The sequence below is a fragment of the Streptomyces sp. genome (assembly GCF_031178505.1).
GTDB classification, from domain to species: Bacteria; Actinomycetota; Actinomycetes; order Streptomycetales; family Streptomycetaceae; genus Streptomyces; species Streptomyces gulbargensis.
This window is the reverse complement of record NZ_JAPSIW010000103.1, coordinates 1-13,537: the sequence shown is the minus strand read 5'-3', so window position 1 is coordinate 13,537 and position 13,537 is coordinate 1. Positions and strand designations below refer to the sequence as shown.

Here is a 13,537-nt window from a genome sequence, read left to right as displayed (position 1 = left end):
GGCCCCGGCGCTCAGGGCGCCGGGGCCTGCGGGAGACGGCGACCGGCCGGCCGCCTCCGCGGCGCGGGCCCGCACCCCCGTGAGTGCCCCCGGGCAGGGGGCCGGTGACGGAACCCCGCCGGCCCGGTCTCAGACGCCGCGCCAGAGGTTGGCGAAGGCCGCGTTCTCGATGGTCCGCCGCTGGCGTACGGCCTCCAGTTCCATGACCGCGTCGTGCACGGCGGCCACCACGGCCGTCACGCCCTCCTCCTCGAAGCCGGGCCGGTCACCGGTCGGCTCGTCGCCGATGCCGATGACCGAGGCGAGGGCGGTCAGGACGGGCTCGCGCCCGGACCAGCGGCCCATGGCCCGGCGGCGGGCCGGGCCGTCGACCGGTTCCACGCGCTCCGGGCCGAAGGGCAGCCGGCCGCCGCGCTTCCGCGTCAGCTCCCCGTCCTCCTCCAGCGCGGCCTGGTAGCCGGCCGCGAGGTCACGGCCCCGCCGCCACAGCCAGTCCTCGATCGTCTCGTGGGGCGGCTGCCGGGTGACCTCCTCCGAGGCCCGAGCGAGCAGCCGGTCCCCGGGCACCGCCGGCTCACCCGGCACGACGACGTCACCGTCCACCGTGACGGCCCCCGCCTCCAGCAGGTCGATCAGCTCGGCACCCGCGAGCGCGAGCGACAGGTCGCCCTGCCCCACGGCCGGCTCCGACCCTTCCTCCATGGCGATGATGAACAGGTCCTTCGCCGTGGTCATGAACGGCTCCTCTCCGAGGCGACGACACACCGGCGTCCCCCGGCCGGGCTCGGCGGGCGGGACGCCTGTCCCGGTCAGTATCGCCGCCCGGCCCGCCCAAAGGGGTGCTCGGCCAGGGGAGTTCGGCCGGATCCGGCATGCGCCGGCCACGCGCGGCGGACCCACACCTCCGTCAGGACGCGGCCCGCCGCCGGGACAGGCCCACCGTGCGGCGCTGCCGGTCGACCCCGGTGACGACCACCGTGATCTCGTCACCCACCGAGAAGTCGCGCTCAGGATCGGCCGGTCGGCGGCCAGTTCGCTCACGTGGACCACCCCCTCGATCCCGTCGGCGACCTCCACGAGGAGCCCGAACGGCAGCCGCTCGACGACCCGCGCCGTCAGCTCCTGCCCCACCCCGACGCGCCCGGCGAACGCCTGGAAGGGGTCGGGCCGCGTGCCCCTGAGCGACAGCCGGGCCTCCCCGTTCCACGTGTCGAACCGCAGGAACACGCAGGTGACGCGCTGCCCCACCCGAACGGCCTCCGACGCCTCGTCCAGGCGCCGCCAGGAGAGCTCGGGCAGCGTGAGGAACCCGACCCCGGGGAAGCGCGGGTGCGGGGGCCCTTCGTCCAGGGCGACGAAGACCCCGAACGGCTCGATGGCGGCGACCGTCCCGGAGAGGAGCTGCCCCTCCCGCAAGGAGCCGAGGAACGCCCACAGCTCCGGGTTCTCCGCTGGTTCGATCACGCCGTCAGTCTGTCATCTCCTGATCCCGCTTGATCGACGAGACGCCTAGAACGGCGGCTCCTGCTGCGGCCCCCGGTCGGCCGGACCACGCCCCGAGAGGACCTCGCCGTAGGCCTGCATCAGGTCCGCGAGGCGCAGCGTGGCCAGATCATGGCGGGTCGGGGTGCCCGCGTATCCGGAGAGCCGCAGGTCCCGGTAGGCGCAGGACTTCTCGTACAGGGTGCGCAGGAAACGGCCGTTGCCCAGTTCGTCGATCCAGCCCTGTTCGACGACGTGCCCGCTGATGGAGCGCAGCTCGTCCAGCGCCTCCTCGTCCCAGGCGTCCCCGTTGGCCGCGGCCAGCACCTGGCCGATGGCGGTGAGCTCCAGGGGACGGTAGGACGGGAAGTCGACGCGGGTGGTGAACCGGGACGACAGCCCGGGATTGGTGGCCAGCAGCCGGTCCATGCCCTCCGGGTAGCCGGCGAGGATGACGACCAGGTGGTCGCGGTTGTCCTCGGCCCGCTTCAGGAGGACCTGGAGGGCCTCGTCCCCGTAGGCGTCGCCCTTGCTGTAGCCGGTGTTGGAGAGGGCGTACGCCTCGTCGACGAACAGCACCCCGCCGACCGCCGAGTCGATCAGCTCGTTGGCCTTGACCGCCGTCTGGCCGAGGAACTCGCCCACGAGATCCGCCCGTTGCGCCTCCACGAGGTGGTCACCGCCGAGCAGCCCGAGCGCGTAGAAGACCCTCCCCAGGATCCGCGCCACGGTGGTCTTGCCGGTGCCCGACGGTCCGGAGAAGACGAAGTGCCGCTTGGGCGGCTGGACCGGAAGCCCCTGCCCGGCCCGCAGCCGTGCCATCTCCAGCTGCGCCGACAACGCCTTGACCTGCCGTTTCACCGGTTCCAGGCCGACCATGCCCTCCAGCTCGGCGAGCGCCTCCGCCAGCAGGGCCGGGTCCGTGGGCCCGGCGGGAAAGCGCGGCGGCGCCTTGTGCCGTACGACGTCGGGAGGCGTCACCGGGACGGCCGGTGACGGTGGTACGGGATCGGGGGCGAGCCGCAGCCCGTCGCCCGTGTTCCCCGCCTCGGCCTCCGGCCCCGGAGCGGTCTCCACCCCCTCCTGGCCGAGCCCGCCGAGTCCCCCGGTACTGCCCAGGGCGACCGTCGCGAGCCCCACCGGGTCCTCCGTGCCGTCCAGGCCGTCGAACCCGTCGTACTCGGCGATGGCGGCGAGCCGGGCCGCGGTGTCCATGAACGCCGGGTCGACCCGGTGCACCGCCCGGTAGAGGGGCAGCGCGGCGGCACTGCGCCCGGTGCCCTCGTGCGCGCGGGCCAGCCAGTAGCGGAGCTCCTTGCGCTGCGGCTGCTCGCTGCGGCAGCGCATCAGGGCGGCGGACAGCAGGGGTTCGGCCTGCCCGTACATCTCCAGACGCACCCGGGCCATTCCGCCGAACAGCCCCGCCTCGATGCCGAGGAGCGGATCGTCCACGAGGGTCTCGGTGTAACGGACCAGCTGCTCCCAGTCCTTGACGAGATAGGCACGGCAGGCGTGCAGGAAGCGGACCTGCGGGTCGGTGTCGACCGGCGGAAGGCCGGCGAGCGCCCGGTCGAGCTCCGGCACGTGCCGGCCGTCGAGCCAGTGCGAGGCGTGGGCGAGGAGCAGGTCGCGCGGGCTCTCCAGGATCGGCTGGACCCACCAGCCCAGCCAGTACCAGGAGTTGAGGGTACGGCGGTGGCGGGCGCGCTGTTCGCCGAAGCGGTCGCGGTTGCGGTACATGCGCAGCAGCGCGGTCGTGGTGTCGACGCGCAGCGCGTGCAGCCCGAGCCAGGCGTCCGCCATCCCGGGATCGATCCTGACCGCCGTCCGGAACTCGTCCTCGGCCTGCGGATAGGCGCCCATGGTGTAGGCGTCGACTCCACGCAGCCAGGCGAGTTCGGCCGGGGCCTGTGAACCCTGTGTGCCGATGTCCATCGGGTCCCCCACAACCGTCTTCGCATGGACGGGATTTGACCGCACCTGCGGGCATCGTACCTGCGCAGGGGGTGCCCGATTAAGGAGAAGCGCATGATCCGGAAGCGGTGACCCTGGGTGAGGGGCGGGGGGCCGCGGAGCGCCGTACGGGCCGTGGCGGAGGGCAGAACGAAGCCCCCGATCACGGGGGAACAACCGGGGGCTTCGTGTCCGCGGCGGCTCCGAAAAGCCGCACATTCAGAACGTAAGACCTGTACACCCCTGGGGTCAAGCGGAGTTGAGGCACTTGTGAAAGGTGACTTCCGGCCGCTCAGTTCACTGCCATGACCCCGTCACGGTGCGTGATGATCTGGTCCGGGCCCGCTGTCACACCGGGCCCGGGAAGCCACTCGTACCCCTCCGGCCGCTCCCGGACCAGGGTGTCGGCGAAGGGCCGCGAGGGATCCCCGGCGAAGTGGCGAGTCTCCGCCACCGTCCAGCCGTCCCAGAACGCGGCCTGCGCGGCTCCGTCCCTGCGCCGCCCCCGCGACCAGGACTCCTCCGGACCGCGCTCCATCCACAGCAGCCACGCGAGGAACGGCCGGACGAGCCGCCGGCCGGCCCCGACGCCCTCCACCAGCACGACGGGGGCGGGCGGCAGCGCGCGGGCCGGGCCGAAGACCCGCAGAGTCCAGTCGTACGGGCGATAGCGCGCGGTCTCGCCGCGCGAGAGCGGGTCCAGCACCTGCTCGCGCAGCCGGCCGGTCCACGCGAAGAGTTCCTCGTGCGTGGCGAGGTCGTCGAGGCGGAGGACGGGCGCGTCGCCCAGGGCGCCGGCGAGCCGGTTCGCGAGCGTGGACTTCCCCGAGCCCGCGTGACCGTCGACGGCGACCAGCCGGACCGGTCCGCAGGAGGGCGGCAGCCGGAGCAGCGCCCGGGCCGCGCGGTCGAGGTCGTTCATGGGACCCAGGGTAGGGGAGGGGCGTCCGGCGCAGGTCAGGGAGGTGCACCCATCAGTGGCGCAGACCAATATTGGTGGGCGACGCGGCGCCGGGGTGCTGGCGGAGCCCCTCGGGGAGCCGGGATAGTAGGGCCGCGCAGCCCCGCCCGTACGCCCTCACCTCCGTGCGTTCACACCGTTCTCGACTGGGGGTCAACCGCCCATGACCAGTTCCACCCCGCGCAGAACCGTCCTCACCGCGGCGCTCGCCGCCGCCGCGGGAACGGCCGCGGCCGCCGCCCCCGCCTCGGCCGCCCCCGCACCCCTCCCGCCCCCCGCCGCGCCCGCCCCTTCCGCCCCCGGGCTCGTGGACAACCGCTTCTGGTCCTCGTACACGGACTGGCGGTGCGGCACCGCCGCCGGTACGAAGGCCGTCGCGGGCCGCCGTCCCGCCCTCGTCCTCGACCTCCCCGCCGGCCGCACCGAGTACACCGACCCGCACACCGGCCGCGCCACCGTCTGGGAGTACGCGACCTGGACCTCGCCGCTCCACAGATCCTCCGTGCCCGCCACCGAGATCATCGCTTCCTGGAACGCCCACACCCCCGACGGCACCTGGCTCCAGGTCGAGCTCCAGGGCACCTACGCGGACGCCACCACCACCCCGTGGTACGTCCTCGGCCGCTGGGCCTCCGGCGACGGGGACATCCTGCGCACCTCGGTCGACGACCAGACCGACGGCCGGAGCTCCGTCTGGACCGACACCCTCGCCGTCGACGACGCCGCGAGCGGCCTGCGCCTGACCGCCTACCGGCTGCGCCTCACCCTCCACCGCACCCCCGGCACCTCCCTCACCCCCACGGTGTGGCGGCTCGGCGCCATGGCCTCCGACATCCCGGACCGCTTCACCGTCCCCGCCTCGGCCCCCGGCCTCGCGCGCGAGCTGATCGTGCCCCGTTACTCGCAGAACACCCACATCGGCCAGTACCCCGAGTACGACAACGGCGGCGAGGCCTGGTGCAGCCCCACCTCCTCCCAGATGATCATCGAGTACTGGGGCCGCCGCCCCACCGCCGAGGACCTCGCCTGGGTCGACCCCGCCTTCGCCGACCCCCAGGTCTGCCACGCGGCCCGCTTCACCTACGACCACCAGTACCGGGGCTGCGGCAACTGGCCCTTCAACGCCGCCTACGCCGCCGCCTACCCCGACATGAACGCCGTCGTCACCCGCCTGACCTCGCTCACCGACCTGGAGACGCTGATCCGGGCCGGCATCCCGGCGATCACCTCCCAGTCGTTCCGCAAGGACGAACTGACCGGCGCCGGCTACGGCACCGCGGGCCACCTGATGACGGTCATCGGCTTCACCGCCGACGGCGACGTGATCGCCAACGACCCCGCCTCCCCGACCAACGAGGCCGTCCGCCGCGTCTACCGCCGCCGCGAATGGGAGAACATCTGGCTGCGGACCAAGCGCTACAACGCCACCGGCAAAGTGGTCTCCGGCACCGGAGGCGTCTGCTACCTCTACTGGCCCACCGAACCGACCCCCACCCAGCACCGTGCCCTGAGGCCCCTCGGCGTGGTGTGAGCATGTGCGGCTCGACGGTCGTCTCGACGACCTGACGGCAGCGCTCCTGCCCGTCCTGCGTGAGGTGGCCGTACCGGTCCACCGTGACCTTGATCGAACGATGTCCGGAGCCGGCGGGACACCTCGCGAGTGGACCGGACACAATGCTGCGATGCTGCCAGTGCGGAGCAGGGGCCATGGAATGCTCTTGAACGCAGAGGGTCCCGGCGGATGTGACCGCCGGGACCCTCTGTCCCACGACGAGGGAGCGAGCGCGTGGACGCGTCCGGACTGGCGGAACTCCGCACCATGTACGTCTTCGGTCCCGCCGAGGGTTCCACATGGGGCCTGACCTACGAGGGGATCGAGGCCAAGCTGCGCGAGCGGGGGACGGATACGTTCATCCGCATCGATGAAGGGGAGGAAGGCCCCGTTCGTGGATCCGTCATGCACTTCGGCATCACGGTCGGCGAGGAGCATCTGGAGGGCATGGCCAAGCTGTCTCCGGAAGGCATCGCCATCGAGGACTGCACGGTTCATGCCGCAGCGGAGTTCGTCACGTGGCTGTGGGACAGCCTCGTCCCGGCCGGCAGCATCACCTTCAACACGGAGTGGGGCCTGGAAGCCGACCTGCCCGACGCGCTCGTCCCCCACGTCCCCCGCCCACGCCTCGTGGCCACCTTCCTCACTCATCTCGAAGCCACCGGCGGGCTGGACTGACAGTGGGCAGGCCCCGGGGATCATGGCCACGTGAGCGACGAAGGGCCTGGGCACCATGACAGAGGAGCCCCCCCCCGCACCGCAGGCGACGAGGCTGTTCGCGACATCGGCCAGTTGGCGCTCCGGTCGTCTGGACAACGAGCCCGGCTCGTTCGCCCGGGCTGCGCGCCGTCGGGTAATTCGGTGCGGGGCCATGGCGGGGAGCCGATCCCTTCGCTGCGCCGTTCAAGCAGGCCGAACTTCGAGACGAGACGGTGGAGGAGGAGCTGCGGGCCTGGACGCCCTCGCTGACGCTCCGGCCGAGAACGGGCTACGGCCTGCTGCACGCCTCGCTCTGGGGCAACCGCACGGATGGTGGCTTCAACATCTCGGCGGGGGAGTCGAGAACGAGTGACGTCGTGACCTCTGCGCTCGTCGCCGACGACAGCGCCACGCTGCGGCAGCTCCCACCCGCCGGCACCTCGGCCACCGTAGCCGTGGTGGCCGACGACGCGGGACGGGAGCTAATTTCGATCTTGGGATTCAGATTGCGAGACGGTCGCGCTTGGGTGACCTTCGCAACAGCCCGTCCCGAACCTATGTGAGCGCTAACGACATGCTTCACTCGGACGGCATGGCGTCGTGAATTTTCCGGCAGTGAGAAGGAGTGATGCGCCCCACCCCCTTGAGGAGGACTTGAGTGAGCGCTCACAATGAGGCGTGCCCAATCCTGAAGCGACCTCGATGACCTCCTCCCCGCCCCCCTTCGCCGGAGGCCCGCCCGTCTGCCGTCCCGACCCGGACGCCGGGCACCGGTGGATCTTCGGCTTTCCCGGCGGCCTCACGGCGGAGGTCCACACGCGCGGCGCCCGCCTCCACGGACTGTGGGTGCCGGACCGGTACGGGACCCCGGCGGACGTCGTCCTCGCTCCCCGCGACCCGGCCCGGACGGCCACCGACGCCCGGTACTTCGGCGCCACCGTCGGCCGCTACGCCAACCGCATCGCACAAGGCCGGTTCTCGCTGGACGGGAAGCCGTACCGGCTGACCACGCAGGAGAACGGCCACTGCCTGCACGGCGGCACCGACGGCTTCGACACCCGGCTCTGGGAAGCCGAGAGCGTGCACACCCCCGAGTGGACCGGCGTGCTCCTGCACCTCCGCAGCCCGGACGGCGACCAGGGGTTCCCGGGAAACCTGGACGTCACCGTCGGCATGCTCATCGGCCGCGACGACGAACTCGCCTTCACCTACGCGGCGGTCACCGACGCGCCCACCCTGGTCAACCTGACCAACCACGCCTACTTCAACCTCGAGGGCGAGGGCGCCGGCGACATCCTCGGCCACGAACTCGCCGTGGACGCCACCCACTACACGCCCGTCGACGGGGACCTCATTCCCCAGGGTGACCACCGGCCCGTCACCGGCACCGCGTTCGACCTCCGCCGGCCGGTCCGGCTCGCCGAGGCCCTGAACCGCCCCGGCGTCACCGGCGGGTACGACCACAACTTCGTCCTGAACCCGCACTCCGGCGGGACGCCGCGCCGGGCCGCGGTCCTCCACGCGCCGGCCACCGGCCGCCGCATGGAGGTGCTCACCACGGAGCCCGGACTCCAGGTCTACACCGCCGGGCAGTTCGACGGCACCGTCGTCGGCAAGAGCGGTACCCCCTACCGGGCGGGTGCCGGCATCGCACTGGAGACCCAGCACTTCCCCGACTCCCCGAACCGCCCCGGTGACCCCTCACCGGTGCTGCGCCCCGGGGAGGAGTACCGGTCGAGGACGGTCCTGAGGTTCCGTACCCGCGACTGACCGCGCGGCCAGGGCTCCGACACGGCTGTGCCCGCCGGTGGAGGAACCGGCGGGCACAGCCGTGTCCGGGGGCGTCAGACGCCCGCCCGCCGCTTGTTCCACACGTCGAAGCCGACCGCCGCGAGCAGCACGAGGCCCTTGATGACCTGCTGCCAGTCGGTGCCCACGCCGACGAGGTTCATGCCGTTGTTGAGCACGCCGAGGACCAGGCCGCCGATGATGGCCCCCAGGACCGTCCCGACGCCACCGCTCATGGACGCCCCGCCGATGAACGCGGCGGCGATGGCCTCCAGTTCGAAGTTCACGCCGGCCTTCGGCGAGGCCGCGTTGAAACGGGCCGCGAAGACGAGTCCGGCGAGCGCCGCGAGCATGCCCATGTTGAGGAACACCGCGAAGGTGACCTTCTTGTCCTTGACCCCGGACAGCTTCGCGGCGGGCAGGTTCCCGCCGATCGCGTACACGTGGCGGCCGATCACCGCGTTGCGCATCACGTAGCCGAAGCCGACCAGCAGCACGGCCAGGATCAGGAGGACCACGGGGGCGCCCTTGTAGCTGGCGAGCAGCAGGGTGGTGACCAGGACGGCCGCGACCAGCGCCGTCACCTTGAGCGCGAACAGGCCCGTGGGGAGCGTCTCCAGGGCGAACTCCCGCTGGCGGCGGCGGTCCCGGACCTCCTGGAAGACCACGTAGGCGATCAGTCCCAGGCCGAGAAGCAGGGTCAGGTTGTGGTAGTTGGTCTCCGGCCCCACCTCCGGCAGGAAGCCGTTGGCGACCTTCTGCAGTCCGTCGGGGAAGGGGCCGAGCGTCTGTCCCTTGAGGAAGATCTCCGTGAGCCCCCGGAAGAGCAGCATGCCGGCGAGGGTCACGATGAACGACGGTATGCCGACGTACGCGATGAAATATCCCTGGAGCGCGCCGGCCACCGCTCCCAGGAGCAGGGTGAGGAGCACCGCGACGGGCCAGGAGACCTGGTGCTCGACCATGAGCACCGCCCCGATGCCGCCCACCAAAGCCATCAGGGAACCCACCGACAGATCGATGTGTCCGGAGATGATGACGATCATCATGCCGATGGCCAGGATGAGGATGTAGCTGTTCTGCAGCACCAGGTTGGAGACGTTGCGCGGCAGCAGGAGATCGCCGCCCGTCCAGATCTGGAACAGGAGCACGATCAGGCCGAGCGCGAAGAGCATCCCGTACTGGCGCATGTTCCGTCGGACGCCGTCCAGGAGCACCCGGGCCACCGGTGTCCCGGTGGACGGGGACCCGCTGCCCGGGGGCGCCGGGGCGGTCGTCTTCGTGCCGGCTTCGGTGCTCATTCCTGGTGTCCTTCGCTGGGAACGGGGTCTGCGGTGACCGCCTGTGACGCGGGGGAGTCCTGTGTCATGTGCCGCATCAGCACTTCCTGAGTTGCTTCCTCGCGGGGGACCTCACCGGTCAGCCGTCCGGCGGCCATGGTGTAGATGCGGTCGCACATGCCGAGCAGCTCGGGCAGCTCGGAGGAGATGAGGAGGATCGCCTTGCCCTCGGCGGCGAGCCGGTCGATCACGGTGTAGATCTCGAACTTGGCTCCGACGTCGACGCCGCGCGTGGGTTCGTCGAGGACGAGGACGTCCGGTCCGGCGAGGATCCACTTGCTGAGGACGACCTTCTGCTGGTTGCCGCCGGAGAGGCGGCCGACCGGTTCGAGGACGTGCGGAGCCTTGATGTTCATCGTCCGCCGGAACTCTTCGGCCACCTTGCGTTCCTCGTGCCCGTCGACGATGCCGCGGCGGGCGAGGGAGCCGAGGGACGCGAGCGAGATGTTCCGGCTGACGGAGTCCCCGAGGTCGAGCCCGTAGTGCTTGCGGTCCTCGGTGACGTACGCGATGCCGTGGGCGACCGCCTCGGGGACCGTACGGGTCCGTACCTCGCGGCCGTCCTTGAGTACGGTGCCCCGCTCGTAGTGGCCGTAGGAACGGCCGAAGACGCTCATGGCGAGCTCGGTCCGGCCGGCGCCCATGAGCCCCGCGACGCCGACGATCTCGCCGCGCCGGACCTGGAGCGACACCCCGTCGACGACCTTGCGGCCGCGGTCGAGCGGGTGACGCACGGTCCAGTCCCGGATCTCCAGGACGGGGGCGGCGTCGGCCGGGCCCTCGTACCGCGTCCGGTCGGGGAAACGGCTGTCGAGGTCCCGCCCCACCATGCCGCGGATGATGCGCTCCTCGGTGGTGGCCGGATCCTTGACGTCGAGGGTCTCGATGGAGCGCCCGTCGCGCAGGATGGTGACGGAGTCGGCGATCCCGGCGATCTCGTTCAGCTTGTGCGAGATGATGATCGACGTGATGCCCTGGCTCTGCAGCTCCCGCATCAGACGCAGCAGCTTCGCGCTGTCCTCGTCGTTGAGCGCCGCGGTGGGCTCGTCCAGGATCAGCAGCCGGACGTTCTTCGCCAGCGCCTTCGCGATCTCCACCAGCTGCTGCTTGCCGACGCCGATGTCGGCGACCCGGGTCTCGGGGTGCTCGTCGAGCCCGACGCGCCGGAGCAGGGCGGAGGCCCGGCGCAGCGCCTCGCGCCAGTCGATGATCCCCCGCCGGGAGGGTTCGTTCCCGAGGAAGATGTTCTCGGCGATCGACAGGTGGGGGACCAGGGCGAGTTCCTGGTGGATGATGACGATGCCGCGCTGCTCACTGGCCCTGATGTCCTTGAAGCGGCACGGCTCGCCGTCGAAGAGGATCTCGCCCTCGTAGGTCCCGTGCGGGTGGACGCCGGAGAGGACCTTCATCAGGGTCGACTTCCCGGCACCGTTCTCACCGCACAGGGCGTGGACCTCACCGCGCCGCACGGAGAGGGTCACGTCGGAGAGTGCCCTGACCCCGGGGAAGGTCTTGACGATGGACCGCATCTCGAGGACGGGGCCGTCCGGGGCCGGGACGGGTGCGGCCGGGGTGGGGGGTGCCACGGGGGTCATCGCAGCTCGCCGGCGTCGATGTAGCCGGAGTCGACCAGGACCTTCCGGTAGTTCGACCGGTCGACGCTGACCGGGTCGAGCAGGAAGGCCGGGACCACCTTCTTGCCGTTGTGATAGGTGGTGTCGTCGTTGATCTCGGGCTTCTTGCCGGAGAGGACGGCGCTCACCATGTCGGCGGCGACCTGCGCGAGGGCCCGCGTGTCCTTGTACACCGTCTGCGTCTGCTGGCCCGCGATGATCGACTTCACGGACGCGACCTCCGCGTCCTGGCCGGTGACGACCGGCAGCGGCTTGGCGGCGCTCCCGTAGTCGTCGGACTTCAGCGCGGACAGGATGCCGATGGAGATCCCGTCGTAGGGGGAGAGGACGGCGTCGACGCGGGCCGTTGCGTACGAGGACGTCAGCAGGTCGTCCATCCGCTTCTGCGCCGTCCCGCCGTCCCAGCGCAGGGTGGTGACCTGATTGAGCTGGGTCTGCTGCGAGCGCACGACCAGCTGCTTCTTGTCGAGGTAGGGCTTCAGCACCTTCATGGCGCCGTTGAAGAAGTACTTCGTGTTGTTGTCGTCGTTGGACCCGGCGAACAGCTCGATGTTGAAGGGGCCCTTCTTGGAGCCGGACTTCAGTCCCAGTTTCTCGACGATGTACGTGGCCTGGAGCTCGCCCACCTTCTCGTTGTCGAAGGAGGCGTAGTAGTCGACGTGGGGGGAGCCCACGATGAGCCGGTCGTAGGAGATCACCGGGATGTCGGCGTCCGCCGCCTGCTGCAGGACGTTGGACAGCGCCTCACCGTTGATGGCGGCCACGACCAGGGCGTCGACGCCCTGGGTGATCATGTTCTCGATCTGGGCGACCTGCTGGTCGGGGTCGTCCTCGCCGTACTGCAGGGTCGTGGAGAAACCGGCCTTCTCCAGGCTCGCGGTCATGTTCCGGCCGTCGGCGATCCACCGCTCGGAGGACTTGGTGGGCATGGCGATGCCGATGGTCAGGTCCTTCTTCCCCTTCGACTCCTCGCTGCCGCCCTCGCTGTTCTGTCCGCAGGCGGTCAGAAGCAAGGCGCAGCCTGTGGTCACGGCCAGGAGGGCGGATACGGATCGGAACTTCTTCATGGGCGTTACCTGACAATCCCGTCGTCGCGTGCGGCTCTGCCCGGAACGGGCCCGGAGGGCGGCGCTCGTCCTCGCGCCGTCGGACGACCCTGTTCCGGCTGGGTGGCCGGTATTCAGCAGCCTCGGTCGAGCTGATTGTTAGCGCTCGCATCAGCTTGGTTCAAGAGTCACTTCTCTTTTTCTCGCATCGATACCCAACCGTAAGCAGGGGTGAGCGGGGCGGGCGTCCTCCCCGCGTGGCGGCCGGCAGGCGCCGGGGGAGGCGCGTCGCGTGGCGGCGCCGCCCGGTGCGCGTGCCGGGGGCGCGCCTCGGCGAGTACCGGATGTCGGCACCCGTGCGTGCCCGCGTCCCGGCAGGTGCGATGCCCCCGCAGTCGCGGTCGACCGTCCCGCGGCCCGGGACATGGAGCGCTTCTCGCCCCCACGGCCCGTGCTCGGTGCGCACGAGCAGCCATCTGCCGAAGTGGCCGCGTGGGCCCGGCGTGCCGGTCCGGCGGCGACTGGGGTGGCGACGGGCATCCCGCGGGTCCAGGCCGCGGACGGCCCCCCGCGCTCGGAGTGCCGGCCCGGCCTCCGGGGGTAGCGGCCCCCTCGTGGAGTTCGTCGTCAAAGAATGGTGGTGTCCGGTCCCCTTCGGCCCTGGATCCCGAACGCCCCCCGCGCTCCCGCGGCAGCTGCGCCGGGCGCGACGTCCCGGGCCGCGTCCGGGGGTGAACGGCCGCCTGCCCCTGTGCGCGACCGACGAAAGTCCACGCAGGCCTTGCCGAATCCGATTGTGAACGTTAACAATCTGCGGGGGTGAACGGTCGCCCCCTTCCGTCGTGACGAGAGAGATCGCATCGTGACCACACGCGCTTCTTCCGGCCCTGTCGATCGTCATGCCGCAGAGGCGTGCACGGTCGGTGTTGATTTCGGCACGCTGTCGGGGCGTGCCGTGGTGGTGAGGGTGCGGGACGGCGCGGAGCTGGGTTCCGCGGTGCACGTGTACGGTCACGCGGTCATCGAGGAGCGTCTGCCTTCCACGGGGGCTGTGCTGCCTCCGGACTGGGCTCTGCAGCATC

The 13,537-nt window shown here is 71.2% G+C and carries 10 protein-coding genes and 3 pseudogenes; 5 read left to right on the top strand and 8 right to left on the bottom strand.

Annotated elements, in window-relative coordinates; all coding sequences use genetic code 11:
* Positions 1-129 precede the first annotated feature (129 nt).
* The 5 genes and pseudogenes from RIF68_RS10485 to RIF68_RS10465 all read right to left on the bottom strand — a co-directional run bounded on the left by RIF68_RS10485 (position 130) and on the right by RIF68_RS10465 (position 4,357).
* Positions 130-735: a GPP34 family phosphoprotein gene (locus RIF68_RS10485; protein WP_309050893.1), complete on the bottom strand. Its 606-nt coding sequence runs from the start codon at positions 733-735 to the stop codon at positions 130-132.
* Between the two features lie 172 nt (positions 736-907).
* Entirely contained in the window at positions 908-976 is a 69-nt protein-coding gene (locus tag RIF68_RS10480) for a hypothetical protein (protein ID WP_309050892.1), read from the bottom strand.
* A gap of 260 nt (positions 977-1,236) precedes the next feature.
* Positions 1,237-1,464 (bottom strand): annotated as a pseudogene (locus tag RIF68_RS10475) (S1 RNA-binding domain-containing protein); the annotation flags it as partial.
* A 45-nt stretch (positions 1,465-1,509) separates the two neighbouring features.
* Positions 1,510-3,417 (bottom strand): AAA family ATPase, encoded by a 1,908-nt coding sequence (locus tag RIF68_RS10470; RefSeq protein WP_309050891.1) that lies wholly within the window; start codon positions 3,415-3,417, stop codon positions 1,510-1,512.
* A gap of 310 nt (positions 3,418-3,727) precedes the next feature.
* Positions 3,728-4,357 carry a hypothetical protein gene (locus tag RIF68_RS10465; protein WP_309050890.1) on the bottom strand — a complete coding sequence of 210 codons (630 nt, stop codon included), beginning with the start codon at positions 4,355-4,357 and terminating at the stop codon, positions 3,728-3,730.
* Positions 4,358-4,559: 202 nt separating this feature from the next.
* On the opposite strand from RIF68_RS10465, the gene RIF68_RS10460 reads away from it, so the two are divergent.
* The 4 genes and pseudogenes from RIF68_RS10460 (at position 4,560) to RIF68_RS10445 (ending at position 8,417) form a co-directional block, all read left to right on the top strand.
* Entirely contained in the window at positions 4,560-5,927 is a 1,368-nt protein-coding gene (locus RIF68_RS10460; protein WP_309050889.1) for a peptidase C39 family protein, read from the top strand.
* 255 nt (positions 5,928-6,182) lie between these two features.
* The gene (locus RIF68_RS10455; protein ID WP_309050888.1) at positions 6,183-6,626 is read left to right on the top strand and encodes a hypothetical protein; all 444 of its coding nucleotides are present in this window, start codon (positions 6,183-6,185) and stop codon (positions 6,624-6,626) included.
* 215 nt (positions 6,627-6,841) lie between these two features.
* A pseudogene (locus RIF68_RS10450) lies at positions 6,842-7,210 on the top strand (hypothetical protein); the annotation flags it as partial.
* Positions 7,211-7,325: 115 nt separating this feature from the next.
* The gene (locus RIF68_RS10445; RefSeq protein WP_309050887.1) at positions 7,326-8,417 is read left to right on the top strand and encodes an aldose epimerase family protein; all 1,092 of its coding nucleotides are present in this window, start codon (positions 7,326-7,328) and stop codon (positions 8,415-8,417) included.
* 74 nt (positions 8,418-8,491) lie between these two features.
* Here the strand turns inward: RIF68_RS10445 and mmsB are convergent, their stop codons facing one another.
* From mmsB to chvE, 3 genes are read right to left on the bottom strand one after another with little or no spacing between them, the layout of a single operon-like run.
* Positions 8,492-9,736, bottom strand: a complete 1,245-nt coding sequence (gene mmsB / locus RIF68_RS10440; RefSeq protein WP_309050886.1) for a multiple monosaccharide ABC transporter permease — start codon at positions 9,734-9,736, stop codon at positions 8,492-8,494.
* A complete protein-coding gene (gene mmsA / locus RIF68_RS10435; protein ID WP_309050885.1) occupies positions 9,733-11,370 on the bottom strand; it encodes a multiple monosaccharide ABC transporter ATP-binding protein in 1,638 nt (545 codons plus the stop codon). Before mmsA ends, mmsB begins: the two co-directional genes overlap by 4 nt.
* On the bottom strand, positions 11,367-12,476 hold the full coding sequence (gene chvE / locus RIF68_RS10430) for a multiple monosaccharide ABC transporter substrate-binding protein (RefSeq protein WP_309050884.1): 1,110 nt from the start codon (positions 12,474-12,476) through the stop codon (positions 11,367-11,369). The genes mmsA and chvE overlap by 4 nt, the downstream gene beginning before the upstream one ends.
* Positions 12,477-13,317: 841 nt before the next feature.
* On the opposite strand from chvE, the pseudogene RIF68_RS10425 reads away from it, so the two are divergent.
* Positions 13,318-13,537: pseudogene (locus RIF68_RS10425) on the top strand (ribulokinase); the annotation flags it as partial.

Excerpts from the sequence above, each read along its gene's own strand:
- RIF68_RS10485 (WP_309050893.1), bottom strand. The coding sequence starts at position 735 with ATGACCACGGCGAAGGACCTGTTCATCATCGCCATGGAGGAAGGGTCG.
- RIF68_RS10470 (WP_309050891.1), bottom strand. The coding sequence starts at position 3,417 with ATGGACATCGGCACACAGGGTTCACAGGCCCCGGCCGAACTCGCCTGG.
- RIF68_RS10465 (WP_309050890.1), bottom strand. The coding sequence starts at position 4,357 with ATGAACGACCTCGACCGCGCGGCCCGGGCGCTGCTCCGGCTGCCGCCC.
- RIF68_RS10460 (WP_309050889.1), top strand. The coding sequence starts at position 4,560 with ATGACCAGTTCCACCCCGCGCAGAACCGTCCTCACCGCGGCGCTCGCC.
- mmsB (WP_309050886.1), bottom strand. The coding sequence starts at position 9,736 with ATGAGCACCGAAGCCGGCACGAAGACGACCGCCCCGGCGCCCCCGGGC.
- mmsA (WP_309050885.1), bottom strand. The coding sequence starts at position 11,370 with ATGACCCCCGTGGCACCCCCCACCCCGGCCGCACCCGTCCCGGCCCCG.
- chvE (WP_309050884.1), bottom strand. The coding sequence starts at position 12,476 with ATGAAGAAGTTCCGATCCGTATCCGCCCTCCTGGCCGTGACCACAGGC.